We start from the raw sequence: 20,096 nt of genomic DNA on the forward strand, positions 1-20,096 counted from the left end.
CCTCGAGAACGGCATGCAGCACCCCAAGCACAGCGGCAAGTATCCGCACGGCAAGACCGGCCTGAGCCGCATCTTGCACACCCTGGTCCATTCGCGCGATGGCTTCATCGCGACCTTCCGCGGCGAGGCCGCCTTTCGCCAGCTGCTGCTGCTGCACGCGCTGTTGATCACTGCGGCGTTCGTGCTGGACATCAGTACAACCGAGCGCGCGTTGGTGCTGGCGGTCTGCTTCATCAGCCTGCTGGTGGAACTGCTCAACTCGGCAATCGAGGCCGTGGTTGATCGCATCTCGCTGGAGCAGCACCCGCTGTCGAAGAACGCCAAGGACATGGGCAGCGCCGCACAGACCACCGCGTTGTTGATGGTCGGCGCGGTGTGGGGCGTGATCCTGCTGGGCTAGGCCGGCAATCCTGACAACTTCCTGATAAGGCCGTTTCGATACTGCGCGCACTCCTGTTCCGCGGACCCTGCTCGTGCGTCAATGCCTCCGTTTTCCACGGCCCCATCCGATCATCCTGGTCTGGGCCGCAGCGTTTTTCTTCACCACGATTGGAAACATCGCCCTCTGGAAGTCGCTGTGGGAACTGACCGATCTCAACGGTGTGCGCAGCATCCTGTTCCTGGCCAGCCTGCCGCTGGTGTTGTTCTGCCTGTTCAATCTGCTGCTGACGCCATTGCTGGCACTACCCTTCGTGCGCAAGCCGCTGCTGGCCGTACTCATCGTCACCAGCGCCGCCTGCAGCTATTTCATGCTGCACTACAACGTGCTGATCGATCGCAGCATGGTGCAGAACGTGTTCGAGACCAATCAGGCCGAACTGAACGCCTATCTCTCGCTGCCGCTGCTGTTGACCCTGCTGGCGCTGGGCGCGATGCCCGCTGCAGGGCTTGCCCTGGTGCGCACCGCCAGCGGAGCGGGTTCGATACGGTCACTGCTGGTGTGGCCGGCCAACGTTCTGGCGTCACTGGTGATGCTGCTGGTAATCGGCTTTGCGTTCTACAAGGACTACTCCTCACTGCTGCGCAATAACCGCCACATCCGCGACCAGGTACTGCCGTTGAACGTGATGCGCCATACCCACGGTTACCTGAAAAGCCTCCATAGCACCCGCCAGCAACCGCTGCGCCCGATCGGCACGGACGCGCGGCGCATACCCGGCCCGCGCCCGAAGCTGGTGGTCATGGTCGTCGGCGAGACCGCGCGGTCACAGAACTTCCAGCTCAACGGCTACCCACGCGCAACCAATCCCCGGCTCTCACGCACGGAAGGCGTCATCAGCTTCAGTGATGTCTCCTCGTGCGGAACCGCAACGGCCATCTCGGTGCCGTGCATGTTCTCGCAGATGACCCGCCAGCAATACGACAACGTTCGCGCGGCGACCGAGGAGAACGTGCTCGACATCCTGCAGCGTACCGGCGTCAGCGTGCTCTGGCGCAACAACAACAATGGCGGCTGCAAGGGCGTGTGCGAGCGCGTGCCGACCGAGGACATGCCTGCGCTGAAGGTGGCGGGCCAGTGCGTCAACACCGACGGCACCTGCTACGACGACGTGCTGCTGCACCAGCTTGGCACACGCATCGACGCGATCAACGGCGACGGCCTGGTCGTGCTGCATCAGCTGGGCAGCCACGGCCCGACCTACTTCGAGCGCTATCCGGCTGCCTCGCGGGCCTTCAGCCCGACCTGCGACAGCAACCAGATCCAGCATTGCAGCAACGAGGCGCTGGTCAACACCTATGACAACACCCTGGTGCATACCGACCGGGTGCTGGCGGAGACCATCGACCTGCTGCAAGGCTATTCGGACCGGCGCGACGTTGCGCTGATCTATGTGTCCGACCACGGCGAGTCGCTCGGCGAACGCGGCATGTACCTGCATGGTACGCCCTACTTCATCGCCCCGCGCGAACAGACCCAGGTGCCGATGGTGATGTGGTTCTCATCGGACTTCGGCCGCAACGCGGGCCTGGACATGGCCTGCCTGCGTGGGAATGCGCTGCACCGGGCGCACAGCCACGACAACATCTTCCACTCGCTGCTGGGCCTGTTCGGGGTCAGCAGCACGGTGTACCAGCGTAATCTGGATGTGTTTGCCGGATGCCGCCCGTCGGGTTCGCCGGCTGTGGCCGCCACGCCGGCGAAGAAGCGGCACCGGCTGATGCCGGTCACCGCCCGCAACGTGGCGCGCTACTGCGCCGCCAGGGCGAAATCCAGGCCCGCACACACCGCCGCCACCTGGGCGTCGTTGCATTCCTGCGGGTTGGTGCGCGGGCTGTCCGGGTAGACCTCGGTGGTGGTCGCAAAGCGTGCGTCGGTGAAGCCGGCGCAGGCGCCGATCGAACGCGACTCGCCCCAGACCACGCCCGGCGACTGCAGCGGCAGGCCGACCAGGTTGCCGTCGGCATCGGCCGGGGCGATGTGGGTGATGGGCGCCACTGCGGCAATCAGGGCCTTCTGGAACTCGGCCTGCGGATCTTCGCTGTTGCCGATCACATAGAAGCCATCGGGAATCGTGTCGCGCTCGAACAGCTTGCCGTCGCGCGCGCAGCGCGCCGGATCGAACTCGTTCAGGTCGCTGTCGGTGGTCTCGTGCAGGTCCAGGTGCACCAGCAGGTTCGCCTTGCGCTCGCCCACCCAGGCCATCAGTGCGGCGGCTTCCTTTATCTGGCCGCCGTCACGGAAGCTACGGTTCGGATCGATCGCATCCGGGTTCCAGCGCTGGATGCGCTCGTAGCCCCACGGGCTGACGCATGGCGCGACGATCAGGTTCAGCCGGCCCAGGTAACGCTCGGCCTGCTGTTCCAGGAACTGCAGGGCGCCGTGCACGCCGCTGGTTTCGTAGCCATGCACGCCGCCGGTGATCAGCGCGGTCGGCAGCGCCGGGTTCCAGTCGTGGTTGACCACGGCGAACAGCGGGTAATGGTCCGGTGCATAGTCCAGCTGGCCGTACTGGATCACGTCGAAAACGCTGTCGTCCAGGCGCTCAAGGGCGGCCACCACGTCATCGTGGTAGCTGCGCTGGCGCTGCTGGCGGGCCCGCCACTGTGCGCGTTCCGCGTCGCCCCAGGGCTGTCCGGGGGTGCCGATCGGGTAGAACTGCGCAACAGTCATGGGGGTACTCCAGGGGACGAACGGGGGGATGCAGCCGGACATTCTAAGCCTTGTCGCGCCTGTGGGTACCGCCACCCAGGCCCCGCCTTCATCCAGCCGGGGTCATCTGGTTGTAAAATCAACGGTTTTTGGCCCCTCACCCCTTGATGGCGAACGCAGCGCAGCCGGTCCTGGGTGGACCGGAGTTCCTCCGCCTGCTCGCCCGTCTCAGCGACGGCGCGATGCCGGCCAGCAGTCCCGCCCTGACCGATCGCCTCGGCCAGTGGGTGGACTGGAGCCGTGCCGTGGCCCTGTCCGGCGCGTTGGGCGGACGCCTGCCCGAGCCCGGCGAAGCTGCCGAGGGGGCCGAGGATGTACTGGCCGACTGCGCCCAGGCCCATGCCAGCCTGCTGGCCTCGATCCGCGAGGACGCCGAGGCCGAGCGCCTGCTGGACCTGGCCGAGGCCGCTGCCGCACCCAACTTCGCTTCGCTGCGCCAGCGCTACCGGGTGCTGCAGCAGGCCATCCAGACCGCCACCGGGCGCCTGCGCGGCCGCCTGCGCGACCAGCTGGTACAGGTCTCGCCGGAGCTGGCGCGACTGGCCGAGGTTGATGCGGTGATGGAACAGACACTCACCCCGCGCGAGCACAGCCTGCTGGCCACCGCGCCGGCGGTGCTCGGCGCCCGTTTTGAACGCGTGCATGGCCAGCCCGGCTGGCGCGCGGCCTTCCGCCATGACATGCGCACGCTGCTGCTCGCCGAGCTGCAGCTGCGCTTCCACCCGATCGAAGGGCTGCAAGACGCCCTGCGCTCCCACTGACCGGAACACCATGTCCAGAACTGCTCTCCATGTCGTTGTTTTCCTTGTCGGCCTGCTGGCCGTGTGCTGGATCGGCATTGGCTACGTTTCGGTGCATCCGCTGGGTGCAGCGGTGGCGGCGATCATTGCGGCCTGCTACATCGCCGGCGGCGTGGAGCTGTACCGCTACCGCCAGGCCAGCAACGGCCTGCGCGCCGCACTGAATGACCTGTCCAGCGCGAAGGAAAGCCTCGCCCCATGGCTGGAGCGCGTGCCGGTAGGCCTGCGCAACGCCGTGCGCCTGCGCGTGGAAGGCGAGCGCACCGCCCTGCCCGCACCGGTGCTGACCCCGTACCTGGTCGGCCTGCTGGTGCTGCTGGGCATGCTCGGTACCCTGCTGGGCATGATGGACACGCTGCGTGGCACCGGCCTGGCCCTGCAGAGCGCGACCGACATGGCCGCGATCCGCGGCTCGCTGGCCTCGCCCGTGCAGGGCCTGGCGGTGGCCTTCGGTACCTCGATCGCCGGTGTGGCCAGCTCGGCCATGCTCGGCCTGCTGGCGGCGCTGCTGCGTCGTGACCGTCTGCTGGCCGTGCAGCAGCTGGACCGCGCCATTTCCAGCGACCTGCATCCGTACTCGCAGGCCTGGCAGCGTGCCGAATCGCTGCGCCTACTGCAGGCGCAGTCCGCAGCGCTGCCGGCGCTGGTCGACCGCCTGCAGGCGATGACCAGCACCTTTGAACAGCACAGTGCCGCCGCCAATGAGCGCCTGCTGGCTGGCCAGGCCGAGTTCCTGACCCAGAGCCAAGCGCTGCAGGAACGCCTGGCCCTGTCGCTGCAGCAGTCGCTGCGCGAAGGTGCTGAAGCCAGCGCCGCGGCCATCGGTGGCGCGCTGCAGCCGATGGCCGAGACCACCCTGGCTGGCCTGGCCCATCACGGCGAAGCACTGCATGCCCGCGTCGAGCAGGCCGTGCAGCAGCAGCTGGCCGGCCTGAGCGACGGTTTCGAACGCAGCCGGGTCGCCACCGAAGCCAGCTGGGCCAAGGTGGTGAGTGAACAGACCCAGGCGCAGCAGGCGCTGGTGAGTGATCTGCGCCAGCACCTGCAGGCCTTCAGCGATGGCCAGGGCACGCACGCCGAAGCACTCGTCGCGCGTATCGGCGAGCGCCTGCAGGCCGATGCCAACGGCAACGCCGAGGCCTGGCGCGCCGCCATCGAGCAGCAGCAGGCACTGAACAGCGCGCTGGTCGAGCGCCAGCAGCAGGCGCTGCTGGCGGCCGGCCAGCAGCTGGACGAGCGTGCGCAGGCATTGCTGCAGGCACTGGAGCAGCGCCACGACGCCAGCCAGTCGCTGCTGCAGGACCACGAACAGCAGCGCTCGCAGCAGTGGCAAGCCGCCCAGGCTGCCGCCGCGACTGCGCACGCCGAACTGCAGGCCAGCCTGGACAGCCGCGAACAGCAGCGCCAGGCGCGCTGGGACGCGGTCAGCGCCGAACTCCAGCAGGCCCACGCCACCCTGCATGCGCAGCTGCAGGCTGGCGACGAACAGCGCCTGCAGCGCTGGAGTGATGCCCTGCAGCACGTTTCCACCGAGCTGGCCGAGCGCCTGCAGGCCAATGGCGAACGCCTGGCTGCACAGCAGCAACAGGTCTGCGACACGCTGGCGGCGACCGCACAGCAGATCGGCGAGAACGGTCGCGCGCAGGCCAGCGCCACGCTGGCCGAAGTGTCCACCCTGCTGCAGACCGCGGCCGCCGCTCCGAAGGCTGCGGCCGACGTCATCAACGAGCTGCGCAGTACGCTGTCCGAAAGCCTGGTGCGCGACAACGCGATGCTGGAAGAGCGCGGCCGCCTGCTGGCCACCGTGCAGACCCTGCTGGATGCAATCAACCACGCATCGCACGAACAGCGCACCGCGGTGGACGCACTGGTTGGCGGTTCGGCCGAGCTGCTGGAGCGTGTCGGCAACCGCTTTACCGACCATATCGCGGCCGAGACCGGCAAGCTGGATGGCATTGCGGCAGCACTCACCGGCAGCGCGGGTGACGTCGGCCAGCTGGCCGGCGCCTTCGGTGAAGCGGTCGCGCAGTTCAGCAACGCCTCCACCGAGCTGTCCGGCCGTCTGGAACAGATTGGCGGCGCGCTGGATGCCTCGCTGGCCCGTAGCGATGAGCAGCTGGCTTATTACGTGGCGCAGGCGCGCGAGGTGGTCGACCTCAGCCTGCTGTCGCAGAAGCAGGTGATGGAAGAACTGCAGCAGCTGGCCGCGCGCCGCGGCAAGGCCGGTAGCGCATGAGCGACGAGCTGGAGGTCGATGGCGGCTCGCACGCACCGATCTGGGCCGCCTTCGGCGACCTGATGTCGGTGCTGCTGGGTGCGTTCGTGCTGATACTGGTCGGTGTGGTCGCGGTGCAGCTGGAGCTGTCGCAGCGGCTGGACCAGGAAGTGAAGCAGCGCCAGGCCGAAGCCAAGCGCCTGCAGACGCTGGAACAGGCGCTGGCCGGCCCGCTGGCCGCCGGTCGCGTGACCCTGGTCGATGGACGCATCGGCATCAGCGGCAGCGTGCTGTTCGCGCTGAACTCCGACCAGCTGCAGCCGGAAGGCCAGGAGCTGCTGCGCACTCTGGCCGCACCGCTGGCCGCCTATCTGGGCAGCCGCGAAGAGATCCTGATGGTCAGCGGCTTTACCGATGATGCGCCGGTGCGCGAAGGCAACCGCCGCTTCGCCGACAACTGGGAGCTGTCCGCGCAGCGTTCGCTGACCGTGACCCGCACCCTGATCGCCGATGGCGTACCGGCTGACGCCGTGTTCGCCGCCGCGTTCGGCAGCGAGCAGCCGGTCAGTTCCAACGCCAATGAGGAAGGCCGCGCGCGCAACCGTCGCGTGGAGATCGCGCCGATTCCCAAGCCCAAGGCCCCGGATGCCAAGTAAGCCGCCCGCGCTGGAAGGCCTGCGCGCATTGGTGCGTGACCTCAATGCGGGGTCGCGCTCGCTGCCGTATTACCCACAAGTGCCGATGCTGCAGCAGGTGCAGCGCGAGTGGTCGGAGCTGCGCAGCGAACTGCAGGTGCGCCGCTCGCTGCGCGCCGAGGCCCCGGCCGATGGCGGCCCGCTGAACTCGGCGGTACTGGTGCAACGCATGCTCGACACGATGCAGGCCACCAGCCCCGGCTACCTGCGCCACTTCATCGACTATGTGGACACCTTGTCCTGGCTGCAGGCGCTGCAGGATGGCGCCGCCAGCGGCGGTGATACCGCAAAGCCGAAACGGACACGCAAGCCGCGCTGACCGTTGAATGGTAGTGCCGGCCGCTGGCCGGCATCACATCCAGGCCGGCCACGGCCGAAGCGCGCAAGCGGCGCTGAACAGCGAATGGCCGCGCTGAACATTGAATGATGGTGCCGGCCGCTGGCCGGCATCACATCCAGGCTGACCACGGCCGAAGCGCGCACGCGGCGCTGAACAACGAATGGCCGTGCCGAACATTGATTGGTAGTGCCGGCCGCTGGCCGGCAGCTACGCACCTCCGCGCGGGTCATGTCGTTGCCGGCCAGCGGCCGGCACTACCATCGCGGGTGCTCTGTGCGCAGTAACGGAATCTGCGCTGCGCTTCGGTTCCGCTGTGGTAGTGCCGGCCGCTGGCCGGCATCACATCCAGGCCGACCACGCCAAAGCGCGCGCAAGCGCCGCTGAACAGCGAATGGCCGCGCTGAACAATGAATGGCAGCGACGGCCGCTGGCCGGCAGCTACGCATCTCCTCGCGGGTTCCTGCGGTTGCCGGCCAGCGGCCGGCACTACCCTTACGGATGCTCTGTGCACCGGAACGGGATCTGCGCTGTGGTAGTGTCGGCCGCTGGCCGGCATCACCCCCAGGCCGACCACGCATACGGATACTCGCCAATCTGCCCAGCAAGACCGGCGCGCACCGGATTCCCCAGGATGTACAGGGCCTGCCGCGCCAGCGACTCTTCGGTCCTTACTGCATGATCGAAGTAGCCGGGCTGCCACACCGTACCTCGACGGCCCGCCAGGCGATTCAGGGCAAGTGCGCTCGACGATTTCATCCGGCGCGCGACGTCTGGAAGGTGAACTGCACGCAGCTCGAACATCCAGTGGACGTGATCCGGCATGACAACCCATGCGTGTGACCATACGAGCCCGCGCTGTTCGATGTAATGGAACTGGTCGATTACACAGGCTGCTGCAGCTTCGCTTTCAAAGAGCCGGCGGCGCTGGTGGGTCGTGGTTGTCAGGACATAGGCCTGGCCGATGATCGAGTGACGGCCCAGGCGGAGGCGATGGCTGCTCATGCGCCATGGTGGGTCGATCATTGGGCGTTGGCTTTCAGGCCAAGCCTCGATGCGGGTTGGGAGATGTCTGAAGTTGAATGAGGTTGCCGGCCAGCGGCCGGCACTACCGGGGCCATGGGTTGCCGGCCAACGGCCGGCACTACCAGACCTCAGCCGCGCAGGGTGGCGCCGCCGTCCACGTACAGGTCGCTCATCGCTACGTGCCCGGCCTGCTCGGAGAGCAGGAACATCGCCGAGTGCGCGATGTCTTCCGGGGTGGCCAGCTTGCGCAGTGGGATGCCGGCCTTGTAGGTCTCAAGGCTGCCGACGATCACCCGTTCGGCGCCGTGCTCGTCCTGCCACATGCCGGTCTGCATCGGGGTCAGCGTGGACCCCGGGGCGACGATGTTGCAGCGGATGCCCAACGGCGCCAGCTCCAGCCCGAGGCAGCGGGTGAACATCGTGGCGGCGGCCTTGGATGCCGCATAGGCGGCCATGCCATGCCTCGGCACACCGGCCGCATTCGAGCTGACGGTAACCATCGCGCCCTGCCCGCGCGGCGACATCACCCGCGCCAGGGCACGCCCGACATGGAACACCCCGTCAGTGTTCACCGCGAACACCCGGCGCCAGTCGTCATCGCCGGTCTCGGTCACGCCGCCCACATGCAGCACACCGGCTACGCTGGCGGCCAGCATGATCGGCCCGATGCTGGACTCGACCTGATCCACCAGGCCGTCCACGGCGGCACTGTCGGTCACGTCGAGCGCAAAGGTGTGCACACGCACATCGGCCGTAACAGGCGCCTCGCGATCGGTCGCCACTACGGTGCAACCGGCCTCGGCCAGCAACCGCACCAGTGTCTCGCCGATGCCACCGGCAGCGCCGGTCACCAACGCCACGCGGCCTTTGAAACCGGTCAACTGCATGTTGCGATCTCCTGTTGTTCGTCCCATTGGCGCAAGCGTGCCGACAACCACGGCGCCAGCTGCGCCACTGCATCGCGTCCGGCCAGCTCTGCGTGCAGGAATGGCAGTTCCAACGACTGCACCCTGCGCGCGTGTGCCCGCCACAACGCCGACCGCAACTGTGGCCGCGCCTGGTGATCTCGACCGGCACGCACATGCACCAGCGTGCCATCGAACGGCCGGTGGATATGTTCACGGATCAGTCGATTGGTGCCGGTCACGGCGCGCACCACGCCATCCAGCACGACATCCGGCAGGCTACCCAGCGCACTGCCGCCACGACGCAGGAACGCGAGAATGCGTTCCCGGCTGTCCAGTTCCGGATGCGCATCCGGGTCATGACCGGCAATCGCCAGCAGTGCCCGCAATGCGGCGATGGCATCGGGCTCCGGCTCGGCCCGCCAGCACTCGCTGGGATAGGCGTCCAGCAGTACGAGTTCGCCGACCTCGCGCCCGATCTCATGCAGTCGCACCGCCATCGCCTGGGCGAGGATGCCACCCACCGACCAGCCCAGCAGATGCACCGCCCCCGTCGGCTGCAATGCGACCACACGCTGTACGTAGTCGTTGACCATCGCCTCGATACTGCTCGGCAGCGGCTGCCGCGCGTCCAGTGCCGGCGACTGCAGGCCATATACCGGGCGTGCCGGCTGCAGTGCCCGGGCCAGGGCGCGGTAGTTCCAGGCGATGCCGCCGGCCGGGTGCAGCACGAACAGCGGCGTAGGCCCGGCAGCGTCGGTCGCGGCCAGCGCGATCACCGGCCCCAGTGCGTGATCGGCCAGCGCCGGCGGCTCGGCAATACGAACCGCCAGCGCGGCCACGGTGGGCTGGGCAAACAAGGCCCCCAGACCGAGATCGCAGCGCCAGCGCTGTTCGATCGCCAGCAGCAGGTGCACCGCCGACAGTGAGTCACCGCCGAGACTGAAGAAATCCGCATCCACCGCCACCGGCGCTTCTCGCCCCAGTGCCTGGGCAAACAGCGACGCCAGCTCCTGTTCCAACGGCGTGCGCGGCGCCAGCCCGGCGATCTCCTGCCGCGGTGGTACGGGCAGCGCGTTGCGATCCAACTTGCCGTTGGCGGTCACCGGCCAGTGATCCACGCCAACGAAGGCGGACGGCACCATGTAATCCGGCACGCGTGTGGCCAGATGACTGCGCAGCATGCTGGCGTCGGCCAGTGCCGACGGCACATAGGCTACCAGCCGGGCATCGCCGGGTGCGTCGTGGCGCAGGAGCACTTCCACCCGCTCCATGCCCGGCAGTTCGCGCAAAGCCGCCTCGATCTCGCCCAACTCGATGCGCAGGCCGCGCAGTTTCACCTGATGGTCGCTGCGGCCCAGGTACTCCACCGCGCCATCGCTGCGCCAGCGCGCTATGTCGCCGGTGCGGTAGATGCGCTCGCCCGCCAGGAAAGGATCGGCAAGGAAGCGTTCGGCAGTCAGGTCCTCGCGACCGAGATAGCCACGCGCCAGCTGCGCACCGCCCAGATAAAGATCACCGGCCACACCGACCGGCACCGGCTGCATCCGCGCGTCCAGCACGTAAAGGCGGGTATTCCAGACCGGGAAGCCGATCGGCACCGGCCGCGATCGATCCTGCGCCGACGCCGGCCAGTAGCTGACGTCCACCGCGGCTTCGGTCGGGCCGTACAGGTTGTGCAGCTCGGCGTGCATGCGCGCGTGGAAGCGGTCGCGCAACGCGGCGTCCAGCGCCTCGCCACTGGTGAATACCCGTCGCAGCTGCAGGCCTTCGGAGGCCGGTGCAGCGAGGAAGGCATCGAGCATCGACGGCACGAAATGCGCCGTGGTGATGCCATGCCCGCGGATCAGCCGCGCCAGTTCGGTGGGGTCGCGATGCGCATCGGGCCCGGCAACCACCAGCGTGGCCCCGCACAGCAACGGCAGGAAGAACTCCCAGACCGAGACATCGAAGGTGGCCGGGGTTTTCTGCAGCACGCGGTCATCGGCGCGGATGCCGTAGTGCTCGCGCATCCACAGCAGGCGGTTGACGATGGCACGGTGTTCGACGACCACGCCCTTCGGTTCCCCGGTCGAACCGGACGTATAGATCACATAGGCCGCATCGCTGGGCGCCGGATCGGACCACGGCGCGGCGAAGCTCAGCGCGGTCCACTGCTCCGGCGCGAGCACCGGTACGCCGGCCGTGCGCGCCGAAATCTCCGCCGCAGCCAGAACGCACACCGGCTGCGCCGAGGCGAAGATGCGCGCCAGCCGCTCGTCGGGATGGGCAAGGTCCAGCGGCAGGTAGGCCGCGCCTGCACGCAGCACCGCGACCAGCGCGATCACCAGCTCCAGCGAGCGCGGCAATGCCACCGCCACCACGCTGCCTGGGCCGACATCCATTGCACGCAGCTGTGCCGCCAGCGCGAAACTGCGCGCTTCCAGCGTCGCGTAATCCAGCGTCGCATCGCCGAACACCAGCGCAGGCGTGTGCGGGTCCCGATCCATGCCCTGCTGCAGCAATTCAACCAAGGTGGTCTCAGGAAGCGCGTGCGCGGTGGCGTTGAAACCCTGCAGCAGCTGCTGCGCCTCCGCGGGCGTCGCCAGGGGCACGGCGGCGATATCGTCAGCCTGCAGCGCCGCCGACACGAAATGCAGCAGCCTCACCGCGTGCGCCTCGACATCCTCGCGACTGTACAGCGCGGGATTGGCCTCGATCTCCAGATCCAGCAGGTGCTGGCCATCGCCACGGAAACCCAGCGCCAGGTCATCCACCGGCCCGGTGCACAGCACCTCCAGCGCCGCCTGCACGCCAGTCAGCGCCAGCGGCCTGTAGAACGGCTGCACATTCACCAGCGGGCCGTGCAGGCGCTGCTGCGTGCCGACCAGGCCCAGGTCCCGGCGCAGCTGCTCGCCCCGGTAGCGGCCGTGCCTGCGGCCCTGGCTGAGCTGGCGACCCAGGCCCCGGGCAAAGGCCTCGACGCTGCCCTCGCCGGCCGCCACGCGCAGCGGCAACACATTCATCACCATCGCCGGCACCCGCGCCGACGCGTTGCCCAGCCGCCCCATGTAGGGCACGCCCAGCACCACTTCATCGGCGGCACTCATCCGCCGCAGGTACTCGGCCGCCAGCGCGGCCAGCACATCCGGCCAGGGCTGCAGCCAACGCACCGAAGCCTGCAGCAACTGCTCACGGAAGGCCGCATCGAGCGGCTGTACCCAGCGCAGCGCGTCGACACTGGCCGCGAGCGTGCCGGCCAGGCCTGCGCCTGCCGGTGCGCCCTGCATGTGCTCACGCCACCACTGCCCGGCCTGCACGCGGCGCGGATCGGCACGAAACGCGGCATCATCGGCCAGCACGCCCGCCAGCCCCGGCAGTGACTCACCGGTACGACCGGCATACAACGCGCACACCCGATCAGTGAACAGCGCCATGCCGTAGCCATCGGCCGCCAGATGATGCACCCGCAGGTACCAGACCCAGCGCTGCCCACCCAGTTCAAGCAGCACCTGCTGGCTGATCCGGTCGCGGGTGGGATCGACCGGGCTCAGCCGGTCAGCGTGCATCAGGCTGCGTGCCGCAGCGGCGGGATCCGCCTCGGCGGACACATCGCGTACCGAAATCAGCGGCACGCGTACCGGGTCATGCCACTGTAGTGGCTGGCCATCGGCACCTTCGGCAAAGCGCAATGCGAAAGCCTCGGCCTCGCGCGCAGCCTGGTCTGCCGCTGCGACGAACGCGGCCACGTCCAGCGGGCCGTCGATCCATACCGCGTGCGCGGTATTGAATGACGGATTGTCCGGTGCCAGCCGCTGTGCAAACCACAGCCCAGCCTGGGCCTCGGTCAACGCCACCGGCGTGGCCAGCGCTGCGGCGTTCATGCGTTCTGCGCGGCCTGCAGTTGCTGCACCACACCCCACCACTGGCGCAGCGTGGTGTGCTCGGCCAGCTGCGAGAACTCCAGCGGAAGGCCAGTGCTGCCCCAGGCCAGGACCAGGCCGAGCATGCGCATTGAATCCAGGTCCAGGTCGATCAGGTTGTCGTCGTCACCGATCTCGGCCGGCGTGCATTCCAGGACACGCGCCACGTCGGCACGCATCCGCTCCAGATCCAGCGCCTCACCCATGGCAGCCATCACAGCACCTCCAGCAGCTGATCGGTGGTCATCGGCACACCACAGGTGCGCGCGATCCAGCGCAGCGCCTGATCGTGATCGGCACGCGAGAAGTCCGCCACCGCATCAGCGGCGATGAAGGCCTCGATATCACGCTGGAAGGCATCGACCACGGTCGCGGTGCAGCCGATATGGGCGTACACGCCGGTCACCAGCAACTGGTCGCGCCCACGCACCCGCATCAGCGTCTCCAGGTTGCTGCGCTGGAATGCGCTGTAGCGGTGCTTCACCAGCACGTGCTCGCCCGGTTGCGGTGCCAGCGCCTCGATGATCGGCTCATGGTCGGCGCTGCGACGCATGCCCGGCCCCCACAGGTCGGCCTGCAGGCCACGGTCGCGACGGTCCTGGTCACCATGCTGGGCGGTGTAGAACACCGGAATGCCCTGCGCACGGCAATGCGCCAGCAGGCGCACGATGTTGTCCACCGCAGGCCGCAAGGGCGTACTGCCGGCGTCGAATGCGGCCAGGAAGTAACGCTGCATGTCATGCACCAGCAGCGCGACACGATCGCGCCGGGGACGCCACGGTCCGCGCGCCTGCGGTAGCTCAGCGGCGGTCGGCAAGGGGTAATCGGTGATACGGGGCAGCGCCATCAGCGCGTTCCTCCTGTCTGTTGCAGATGACGCGCACGCAGCTGCGCACGCAGTTCGCGGCGGCTGATCTTGCCGACCGCAGTGGTATCGAAGCTGTCGACGAACACGACCTGATCGGGCACCTTGAACGCCGCCAGGCCGCGCCCGCGCATCCAGGCCTTCAGTGCCGGCGCCTTGAACGGTTCGCCCTGCGCGATCACAAAGGCGCAGCTGCGCTCGCCCAGATACTCATCGGGAATGGAGACCACGGCGGCATCAAACACGCCGGGGTGCGCCAGCAGATGATCTTCGATCTCTTCGGCGGAGATTTTCTCCCCGGCACGGTTGATGTGGTCACCGGCGCGGCCCTGCACCACCAGGTAGCCTCCGGGCAGCTGCTGCACACGGTCGCCGGTGCGATAGAAGCCGTCGTCGGTGAACGAGCGCGCATTGGCCACCGCATCGTTGTGGTAGCCACGGATGGTATACGGGCCACGGGTGAGCAGATGCCCCACCTCGCCTTCGGCCACCGGCTGGTCATGGTCATCGACCACGCGCACTTCGTCGTCCGGACTGATCGGCCGGCCCTGGCAGGCCACGATCAGGTCCTCCGGATCATCCAGCCGTGTGTAGTTGACCAGGCCTTCGGCCATGCCGAACACCTGCTGCAGCGTGCAGCCAAGGCCGTCGATCACCCGCCGTGCGGCTTCCGGCACCAGTTTGGCGCCGCCCACCTGCAGTACCCGCAGGCTCGACAGGTCATGCTTGCCGGTAGCGGCGGCCTGCGCCCACAGCAGCGCCAGCGGCGGCACCAGGCCGCAGCAGGTCACCTTTTCGCGGGCGATCAGCGGGAATGCAGCATCCGGCCCGGGGCCGGGGCTGAGCACCACGCGGGCGCCGGCGTACAACGCGCCCAAGAAGCCGGGCGAGCTCATCGGGAAATTGTGCGCGGCCGGCAGCGCGACCAGGTAGACGCTGTCGCGGTCGATGCCGCAGATTTCATTGCTGGCACGGAATGAATAGATGTAGTCGTCGTGCGTGCGTGGAATCAGCTTGGACAGCCCGGTACTCCCACCGGAAATCTGCAGGAACGCCACAGACTGCGGGTCCGGATCGGCCGGCAACCGGCTGCGATCGCCCTGCAATGCCTCCAGCCCAATGAACTCCGCCGCATCGCCGTCGATCACTACATGGCGAACCGCCGGCACGTCGGCCTGCAGCGCCCGCGCCAGTCCGCGATGGTCGAAGCCATCATGCAGCCCGGTGGTGATGTAGGCACTGGCTTCGGCCTTGCTGGCGAAGTGCACCAGCTCGGTGATGCGGTGTGCCGGCAACGCGTACACCGGCACCAGTCCGGCGCGGAACAGGCCACAGACCGTTGTGACGAAGCCTGCCGTGTTGCCCAGCTGCACCAGCACCCGCTCCCCTGGCTGCAGGCCGAGCGTCAGCAGGCCGGCACCGATCCGCCCGGCCTCGTGCCACAGCTGCGCATAGCTCAGGCGCACGTCGCCGGCGACCACCGCAATGTCATCGGCATAGCGTTCTGCACGTTCGCGCAGGAACCCCGGGAAGGTCTCGCCACGCCAATGCCCAGCCTCGCGATAGCGTGCCATCAGGTCATCCGGCCACACCTGCTGCAGTGCCAGGCGGGAAGCGTCAGTGGAGGTAGTCATGCGGCAGGCTCGATCGCAGGCGCGGATTCATGGACACCCAGCGCATTCAGCAGGGCGGCGAACTTCGCAGCGGTCTCGGCCACCTCGGCCTCGGGCTGCGAGTCGGCAACGATGCCGGCGCCGGCGAACAGGCGCAGCTGCATTCCCTGCAGGCGTGCGCAGCGGATTGCCACATACCAGTCGCCGTCACCCTGCGCATCCAACCAGCCCACGGCGCCGGCATAGAAGCCGCGCGGCACCGTTTCCAGCTCGCGGATGCGCTGCAGCGCCGCCAACCGCGGCGTACCGCAGACCGCCGGCGTAGGGTGCAGCTGCGCCAGCAGCTCGGCGGCCGACGTGTGCGGATCCTTCAGCGTGGCATGGATGCGTGTGCCCAGATGCCACATGCTGGCGGTGGCATGCAGCGCCGGCCGCGGCTGTGCATCGATGTGGCTGCAATACGGCGCCAGACCCTCGACGATCGCCTCGACCACATGACGGTGCTCGTCATGGTCCTTGGTCGAGGCCAGCAGGTCCTGCGCGGCGCGCTCGTCCTCGGCAGCATCGGCGCAGCGCCGCGCAGACCCCGCCAGCGGGTGCGACAACAGCTCGGCGCCACGCTTGCGCAGGAGCAGTTCCGGGGTCGCGCCCACCAGCCACGCTGGCGCCTGACCCACTTCCACCGGCAGCGGAACCGCATAGGTCGCCACCGACGGATCCGCGCCCAGCCGTGCCAGCAGCACGTCCGGAGACAGCGCCCGGTGGGTGCGTGCCAGCAGGCTGCGCGCCAGCACCATCTTCTGAAGGTCCAGTTCGGGCGCGCGCAGTGCCTGCACCGCCGCAGCCACCGACGCCGCGTACGCCTGCGCCGAAGGCTCGGCCTGCAGGGCACCCTCCAGCGCTGGCGCGGCCTGTGGCTGTAGTGCCAGCGCTGGCAGCAGGCGCTCGGGCTGGTACAACGCGTCGTCGGCACGGGGTTCGAATGGGACTGCGCCGACCAGCAGGCCCGGGCCGCCGCGCTGCTGGGCAAAGAACACCGAAACGCGTTCCGCCAATGTCGCCAGCGCACCTGCCGGCAGCGTGGCGCGGCAACCGCGTGCGTGCACGTGCTGGCCAGCGTGCTGCAGCAGGAACAGCGTCGCGTCGTCGCTGCTCTCCTGCGGCGCTGGCGCAGCCTCCGGCCACGCGCCCTGCATCAGGGAATCGTTCATGGGGTCTCCTTCATCCGATGCACTGCGGCCAGCGCGCACAGCAACAGCAGCAACGCGCCGACCAGGAGGTATGGCAGGCTGGGCCCGCCGCGATACACCAGCGTGCCGAGCATCGGCCCGGCCACCATGCCCAGTCCCTGCGCGGCAGCGACAGTACCGGCGGCGGCGCCCTGCTCGTGCGCCTCCACCGCGTCGGCGGCCAACGCCTGGAACGAAGGGAATACGAAGCCCATGCCGAACGCTGCCAGCGCATATGCCGCCGGCAGCTGCCAGCCCTGCTGCACGCCCGCGACCGAGGCGAAGCCGATGCTGGAAATCACGGCGCCGAGGACGATCCAGCGCCGCGGATGAACCTCCAGCTTCATCACCAGCGCCTGCGCCAGGATCAGGCCAACGCCGACCGCCGTCAGCGCGATGCCGGCCATGCGCGCACCGGCCGCCGCATCCAGGCCCAGGCGATCAATCGCGAAGAAGCCAACCGTGACCTGCGCGATGGTCACGGAAACCATGGCGATGAACGCCGCCAGCTGCGGCAGGCGCAGGCGCGGGTCGAGGCGGCTCATCGGCGCGCGGCGCTGGGCGGAAACGCCCATTACAGGCGGTGTGGCCGGCAGTCGCCAGGCCAGCAGCGCCAACGCCAGCAGTGGCAACAGTGCGGCCACGTACAGCGCCAGCGACAGGTTCGTATAGGCCAGCCAACCCGCGGCAGCCGGGCCCAGCACCATGCCCAATGCGTTGGCGCTGCCCAGGCGGGCGAGGAACTTCGCACGCTGCCCGGTCGGTGCCTTGTCGGCGATCAGCGCAGCTGCGGTAGGAGGCACCGCTGCGTAGAACAGGCCGATCAGGCCGCGCGCAGCGACCAGCACCAGCACTGACACCAGCACCGGCGGCACCGCCTGCAGGGCCACGTCGATGAACACCGCCAGCGCGATGTAGACCACGGTGTAGGCACTCATCGCCAGCATCAGCACGCGCTTGCGGCCGATGCGGTCGCTGAGCCGGCCCCAAGGGCGCGCGGCCAGCATCCACAACACGCCTGCGGCGGTGACTGACAGCCCGGCATGCCACTCGGACAATCCGAGCGTGCGGACCACCGGGCCGATCACGGCGACGAAGGACATCATCGCCATGGTGCCAATCAGGGCAGCCAACACCAGCGCCGGCAAGCCGGGAACGACGGGACGTGCGTGCATGAAACACCAGCCGTAACAGGAAAGGATTGGCCGGGCGCGCCTGCGCGCCCCACCCGGCACCGACCCTGCTCAGGGCCAGATGCCACCCTCAAATGATAACGGCTCGTATTTGCATTTGATACCCATTCTCTTGAATGGGCGCGCAACAGTGGGTTCAGCGCATTGCACGCAGGCCGAGCAGGCCACGGCGCTTGAACCACCACTCCAACGGCAGCGTCACCAGCGGCGGGATCGCTGCCAGCAGGGCCAGGGCACTGGCCCACCACGGCCAGCGCAGGCGCACCGCCGCGAGCAGCGTCACCGCCACATACACGAGGAAAGCCACGCCGTGCAGCGGCCCGAACACCTTCACCAGGGCCACGTTGGCCATCGGGCCGTACTTCATCCACATGCCGATGAGCAGGCCGACCCAGGTCACGGCCTCGATGAAAGCGACCGCAGCGAACAGGCGTCCGGTCGGGTGCATGGGGGAACGTTGGGTCACGTGGGGCTCCGGCATCGGGGTATCAAATGCGAATGATACGCAGATGCACGCTGCATGTAGAGTCGAGCCGTGCTCGACTGCTTCTGCCTCGGCCACTGAAGGAAACACTCAGCAGTTCAGCGGGCGCAGCGGCGAGAGCGTGTCCACCAAGGTGGACACCTACCCGGGCATATCCGGCAGAACCTGCTCCCCGATCTCGCGCAGCACGTCATCCATCGTCCGCCCGTTATCGATCAGGTTGAACATCACGTGCGCCACGCCCTGCGCATGCACGCGCAGCAGATACTCACGCAGGCCTTCGCGGCCGACCTTCAGGCCCAGCGGCAGCGGCTCGGGCGGCGCCTGCGGATCTGCCTGCAGGTCCAGCAGCATCGACTGCACGAACGGCTTGCCTGGCCCGCCGCGCTGCGCCAGCGCCTGCTGCCACAGGCCGATGCGCCCTTCCTGCGCGGCCTCTTCGCGGTGATAGGTGGCCCAGCCTTCGGCCTCACGCGCTATCCACTGCAGGCTCTGCCGCGCGGTACCCACCACCAGCATCGGAATGCGGGTTGCCGGCGCTGGCAGCACGTCGAAGCCACCAGTGGCCTGCAATACGGCGGTGCGCTCATCGGCGGCCGGTGACAGCGCCGCCCGCAACAACGTCCAACGCTCACGGAAGGTCGCCGCCCTGCCCTCCAGATCCTCGCCGAATGCGGCGAACTCTTCCGGGCGGTCACCCGAACCCAGGCCCAGTACGTAGCGTCCGCCGCTGATCCGGTCCAGGCTCAACGCCGACTTCGCCACCTGCAGCGGCTGGCGCAATGGCAGCACGATGGCCGCGCTGCCGATCACGATACGCTCGGTCGCAGCGGCCAGCATGCCCAGCCACAGGAACGGGTCATCCAGCGCGCTCGCTACCGCGTCCGGACCCTGCGGCACCATCAACGGCACGTCGCGCGCCCACAACGCGGCGAAACCAAGATCGTCGGCCAACCGCGCGATGCGCCGCGCCTGATGCGGATCGGCCAGCCCCTGCGACGCCACTGGCGTCATCAGGCCCAGGCTCAAGCCCTGCCCTGGAAACAACGCAGCGTACGCGGGATTGAAATCACTCATGCCTGCAGCTTAGCGTGCAGGCACGGGGCAGCGATGACGCGCAGCCCGCCACGGGAAGAACACTGCATGCCGAACATCCGCCCTGCCCGCGTCGATGACCTGCCCGCGATCAGCGCGGTGTGCCTGGCCGCGTTCACTGCGGCGGTGGCGCCCTCGCTCAGCGCAGCCGGCATCGCCACGTTCGGCAATGTCGCCGCCGCCGATGCGTTCGGTGAACGCCTGCACGGCGACAACCATATCCTGGTGGCCGAGCAGGACGGCCGTATCGTCGGCGTGGTCGAGCTGAAGGAAGGCCGCCACCTGGCGATGCTGTTCGTCGATCCCGGCTGCCAGGGACAGGGCATCGGCCATGCACTGTTCGAGGCGGTGCTGCCGCAGGTACGCGAGCCGGTCCTGACCGTACGCGCATCGCTCAATGCTGTGCCGACCTATCTGCGCTATGGCTTCGTGGTTGACGGTGAGGCCGGCGAGTTCAACGGTCTGGTCTACCAGCAGATGGTGCGGGCGGCCGCCTGAAGGCAGCGGGTGTCATGCCCAGCTGCCCAGCCGATATAAGCAAACTGAATCAGCACACTCCCCTGCCATTCCTACAATGGACTGTCCC

18 protein-coding genes are annotated in these 20,096 nt (G+C 68.3%); 7 read left to right on the forward strand and 11 right to left on the reverse strand.

Annotation, left to right across the window (positions count from 1 at the left end):
• Positions 1–13: 13 nt before the first annotated feature.
• Together ACSYHF_RS11520 and ACSYHF_RS11525 are read left to right on the forward strand one after the other, a co-directional pair.
• Positions 14–400, forward strand: a complete 387-nt coding sequence (locus ACSYHF_RS11520; RefSeq protein ID WP_005416899.1) for a diacylglycerol kinase — start codon at positions 14–16, stop codon at positions 398–400.
• Between the two features lie 73 nt (positions 401–473).
• Positions 474–2,285 carry a phosphoethanolamine transferase gene (locus tag ACSYHF_RS11525; protein ID WP_329888589.1) on the forward strand — a complete coding sequence of 604 codons (1,812 nt, stop codon included), beginning with the start codon at positions 474–476 and terminating at the stop codon, positions 2,283–2,285.
• On the opposite strand, the gene ACSYHF_RS11530 is transcribed toward ACSYHF_RS11525, so the two are convergent.
• Positions 2,189–3,112 (reverse strand): M14 family metallopeptidase, encoded by a 924-nt coding sequence (locus ACSYHF_RS11530; RefSeq protein WP_032954249.1) that lies wholly within the window; start codon positions 3,110–3,112, stop codon positions 2,189–2,191. The two genes, ACSYHF_RS11525 and ACSYHF_RS11530, sit on opposite strands and share 97 nt — an antisense overlap.
• A gap of 146 nt (positions 3,113–3,258) precedes the next feature.
• On the opposite strand from ACSYHF_RS11530, the gene ACSYHF_RS11535 reads away from it, so the two are divergent.
• Genes ACSYHF_RS11535 through ACSYHF_RS11550 form a run of 4 tightly spaced genes read left to right on the forward strand, consistent with a single transcriptional unit; the run spans position 3,259 to position 7,180 of the window.
• Positions 3,259–3,912 carry a DUF3348 family protein gene (locus ACSYHF_RS11535; protein WP_005416902.1) on the forward strand — a complete coding sequence of 218 codons (654 nt, stop codon included), beginning with the start codon at positions 3,259–3,261 and terminating at the stop codon, positions 3,910–3,912.
• A 10-nt stretch (positions 3,913–3,922) separates the two neighbouring features.
• A complete protein-coding gene (locus ACSYHF_RS11540; RefSeq protein ID WP_447575668.1) occupies positions 3,923–6,187 on the forward strand; it encodes a DUF802 domain-containing protein in 2,265 nt (754 codons plus the stop codon).
• On the forward strand, positions 6,184–6,822 hold the full coding sequence (locus ACSYHF_RS11545; RefSeq protein WP_447575669.1) for an OmpA family protein: 639 nt from the start codon (positions 6,184–6,186) through the stop codon (positions 6,820–6,822). Before ACSYHF_RS11540 ends, ACSYHF_RS11545 begins: the two co-directional genes overlap by 4 nt.
• The gene (locus tag ACSYHF_RS11550) at positions 6,812–7,180 is read left to right on the forward strand and encodes a DUF2894 domain-containing protein (RefSeq protein ID WP_329915547.1); all 369 of its coding nucleotides are present in this window, start codon (positions 6,812–6,814) and stop codon (positions 7,178–7,180) included. The genes ACSYHF_RS11545 and ACSYHF_RS11550 overlap by 11 nt, the downstream gene beginning before the upstream one ends.
• Before the next feature lie 576 nt (positions 7,181–7,756).
• Here ACSYHF_RS11550 and ACSYHF_RS11555 read toward each other — a convergent pair.
• The 10 genes from ACSYHF_RS11555 to ACSYHF_RS11600 all read right to left on the reverse strand — a co-directional run bounded on the left by ACSYHF_RS11555 (position 7,757) and on the right by ACSYHF_RS11600 (position 19,492).
• Positions 7,757–8,203, reverse strand: a complete 447-nt coding sequence (locus ACSYHF_RS11555; RefSeq protein WP_005416905.1) for an REP-associated tyrosine transposase — start codon at positions 8,201–8,203, stop codon at positions 7,757–7,759.
• Between the two features lie 149 nt (positions 8,204–8,352).
• Positions 8,353–9,111, reverse strand: coding sequence for a 2,3-dihydro-2,3-dihydroxybenzoate dehydrogenase (locus ACSYHF_RS11560; RefSeq protein WP_164262639.1), 759 nt, complete (start codon positions 9,109–9,111; stop codon positions 8,353–8,355).
• Entirely contained in the window at positions 9,102–12,992 is a 3,891-nt protein-coding gene (locus ACSYHF_RS11565) for an amino acid adenylation domain-containing protein (protein WP_447575670.1), read from the reverse strand. The genes ACSYHF_RS11560 and ACSYHF_RS11565 overlap by 10 nt, the downstream gene beginning before the upstream one ends.
• Positions 12,989–13,246, reverse strand: a complete 258-nt coding sequence (locus ACSYHF_RS11570; RefSeq protein ID WP_329845653.1) for a phosphopantetheine-binding protein — start codon at positions 13,244–13,246, stop codon at positions 12,989–12,991. Before ACSYHF_RS11570 ends, ACSYHF_RS11565 begins: the two co-directional genes overlap by 4 nt.
• On the reverse strand, positions 13,246–13,878 hold the full coding sequence (locus ACSYHF_RS11575) for an isochorismatase family protein (protein ID WP_447575671.1): 633 nt from the start codon (positions 13,876–13,878) through the stop codon (positions 13,246–13,248). Before ACSYHF_RS11575 ends, ACSYHF_RS11570 begins: the two co-directional genes overlap by 1 nt.
• Positions 13,878–15,530 carry a (2,3-dihydroxybenzoyl)adenylate synthase gene (locus ACSYHF_RS11580; protein WP_095377100.1) on the reverse strand — a complete coding sequence of 551 codons (1,653 nt, stop codon included), beginning with the start codon at positions 15,528–15,530 and terminating at the stop codon, positions 13,878–13,880. Before ACSYHF_RS11580 ends, ACSYHF_RS11575 begins: the two co-directional genes overlap by 1 nt.
• A complete protein-coding gene (locus ACSYHF_RS11585) occupies positions 15,527–16,720 on the reverse strand; it encodes an isochorismate synthase (protein WP_447575672.1) in 1,194 nt (397 codons plus the stop codon). The genes ACSYHF_RS11580 and ACSYHF_RS11585 overlap by 4 nt, the downstream gene beginning before the upstream one ends.
• The gene (locus tag ACSYHF_RS11590; protein ID WP_188238494.1) at positions 16,717–17,913 is read right to left on the reverse strand and encodes an MFS transporter; all 1,197 of its coding nucleotides are present in this window, start codon (positions 17,911–17,913) and stop codon (positions 16,717–16,719) included. Before ACSYHF_RS11590 ends, ACSYHF_RS11585 begins: the two co-directional genes overlap by 4 nt.
• A gap of 154 nt (positions 17,914–18,067) precedes the next feature.
• Positions 18,068–18,379 carry a DUF3817 domain-containing protein gene (locus ACSYHF_RS11595; protein WP_447576439.1) on the reverse strand — a complete coding sequence of 104 codons (312 nt, stop codon included), beginning with the start codon at positions 18,377–18,379 and terminating at the stop codon, positions 18,068–18,070.
• 177 nt (positions 18,380–18,556) lie between these two features.
• Positions 18,557–19,492: a TIGR03571 family LLM class oxidoreductase gene (locus ACSYHF_RS11600; protein ID WP_447575673.1), complete on the reverse strand. Its 936-nt coding sequence runs from the start codon at positions 19,490–19,492 to the stop codon at positions 18,557–18,559.
• Between the two features lie 66 nt (positions 19,493–19,558).
• Between ACSYHF_RS11600 and ACSYHF_RS11605 the strand changes: the two genes are divergently transcribed.
• Positions 19,559–20,008, forward strand: a complete 450-nt coding sequence (locus tag ACSYHF_RS11605; protein WP_111129166.1) for a GNAT family N-acetyltransferase — start codon at positions 19,559–19,561, stop codon at positions 20,006–20,008.
• The last annotated feature ends 88 nt before the right edge of the window (positions 20,009–20,096 follow it).

The sequence above is a fragment of the Stenotrophomonas maltophilia group sp. P373 genome (genome assembly GCF_053295075.1).

What these genes read in the sequence shown, in the direction of transcription:
- ACSYHF_RS11520 (WP_005416899.1), top strand. Translation starts at nt 14, where the DNA reads ATGCAGCACCCCAAGCACAGCGGCAAGTATCCGCACGGCAAGACCGGC.
- ACSYHF_RS11530 (WP_032954249.1), bottom strand. Translation starts at nt 3,112, where the DNA reads ATGACTGTTGCGCAGTTCTACCCGATCGGCACCCCCGGACAGCCCTGG.
- ACSYHF_RS11535 (WP_005416902.1), top strand. Translation starts at nt 3,259, where the DNA reads ATGGCGAACGCAGCGCAGCCGGTCCTGGGTGGACCGGAGTTCCTCCGC.
- ACSYHF_RS11540 (WP_447575668.1), top strand. Translation starts at nt 3,923, where the DNA reads ATGTCCAGAACTGCTCTCCATGTCGTTGTTTTCCTTGTCGGCCTGCTG.
- ACSYHF_RS11545 (WP_447575669.1), top strand. Translation starts at nt 6,184, where the DNA reads ATGAGCGACGAGCTGGAGGTCGATGGCGGCTCGCACGCACCGATCTGG.
- ACSYHF_RS11550 (WP_329915547.1), top strand. Translation starts at nt 6,812, where the DNA reads ATGCCAAGTAAGCCGCCCGCGCTGGAAGGCCTGCGCGCATTGGTGCGT.
- ACSYHF_RS11555 (WP_005416905.1), bottom strand. Translation starts at nt 8,203, where the DNA reads ATGAGCAGCCATCGCCTCCGCCTGGGCCGTCACTCGATCATCGGCCAG.
- ACSYHF_RS11560 (WP_164262639.1), bottom strand. Translation starts at nt 9,111, where the DNA reads ATGCAGTTGACCGGTTTCAAAGGCCGCGTGGCGTTGGTGACCGGCGCT.
- ACSYHF_RS11565 (WP_447575670.1), bottom strand. Translation starts at nt 12,992, where the DNA reads ATGAACGCCGCAGCGCTGGCCACGCCGGTGGCGTTGACCGAGGCCCAG.
- ACSYHF_RS11570 (WP_329845653.1), bottom strand. Translation starts at nt 13,246, where the DNA reads ATGGCTGCCATGGGTGAGGCGCTGGATCTGGAGCGGATGCGTGCCGAC.
- ACSYHF_RS11575 (WP_447575671.1), bottom strand. Translation starts at nt 13,878, where the DNA reads ATGGCGCTGCCCCGTATCACCGATTACCCCTTGCCGACCGCCGCTGAG.
- ACSYHF_RS11580 (WP_095377100.1), bottom strand. Translation starts at nt 15,530, where the DNA reads ATGACTACCTCCACTGACGCTTCCCGCCTGGCACTGCAGCAGGTGTGG.
- ACSYHF_RS11585 (WP_447575672.1), bottom strand. Translation starts at nt 16,720, where the DNA reads ATGAACGATTCCCTGATGCAGGGCGCGTGGCCGGAGGCTGCGCCAGCG.
- ACSYHF_RS11590 (WP_188238494.1), bottom strand. Translation starts at nt 17,913, where the DNA reads ATGCACGCACGTCCCGTCGTTCCCGGCTTGCCGGCGCTGGTGTTGGCT.
- ACSYHF_RS11595 (WP_447576439.1), bottom strand. Translation starts at nt 18,379, where the DNA reads ATGCACCCGACCGGACGCCTGTTCGCTGCGGTCGCTTTCATCGAGGCC.
- ACSYHF_RS11600 (WP_447575673.1), bottom strand. Translation starts at nt 19,492, where the DNA reads ATGAGTGATTTCAATCCCGCGTACGCTGCGTTGTTTCCAGGGCAGGGC.
- ACSYHF_RS11605 (WP_111129166.1), top strand. Translation starts at nt 19,559, where the DNA reads ATGCCGAACATCCGCCCTGCCCGCGTCGATGACCTGCCCGCGATCAGC.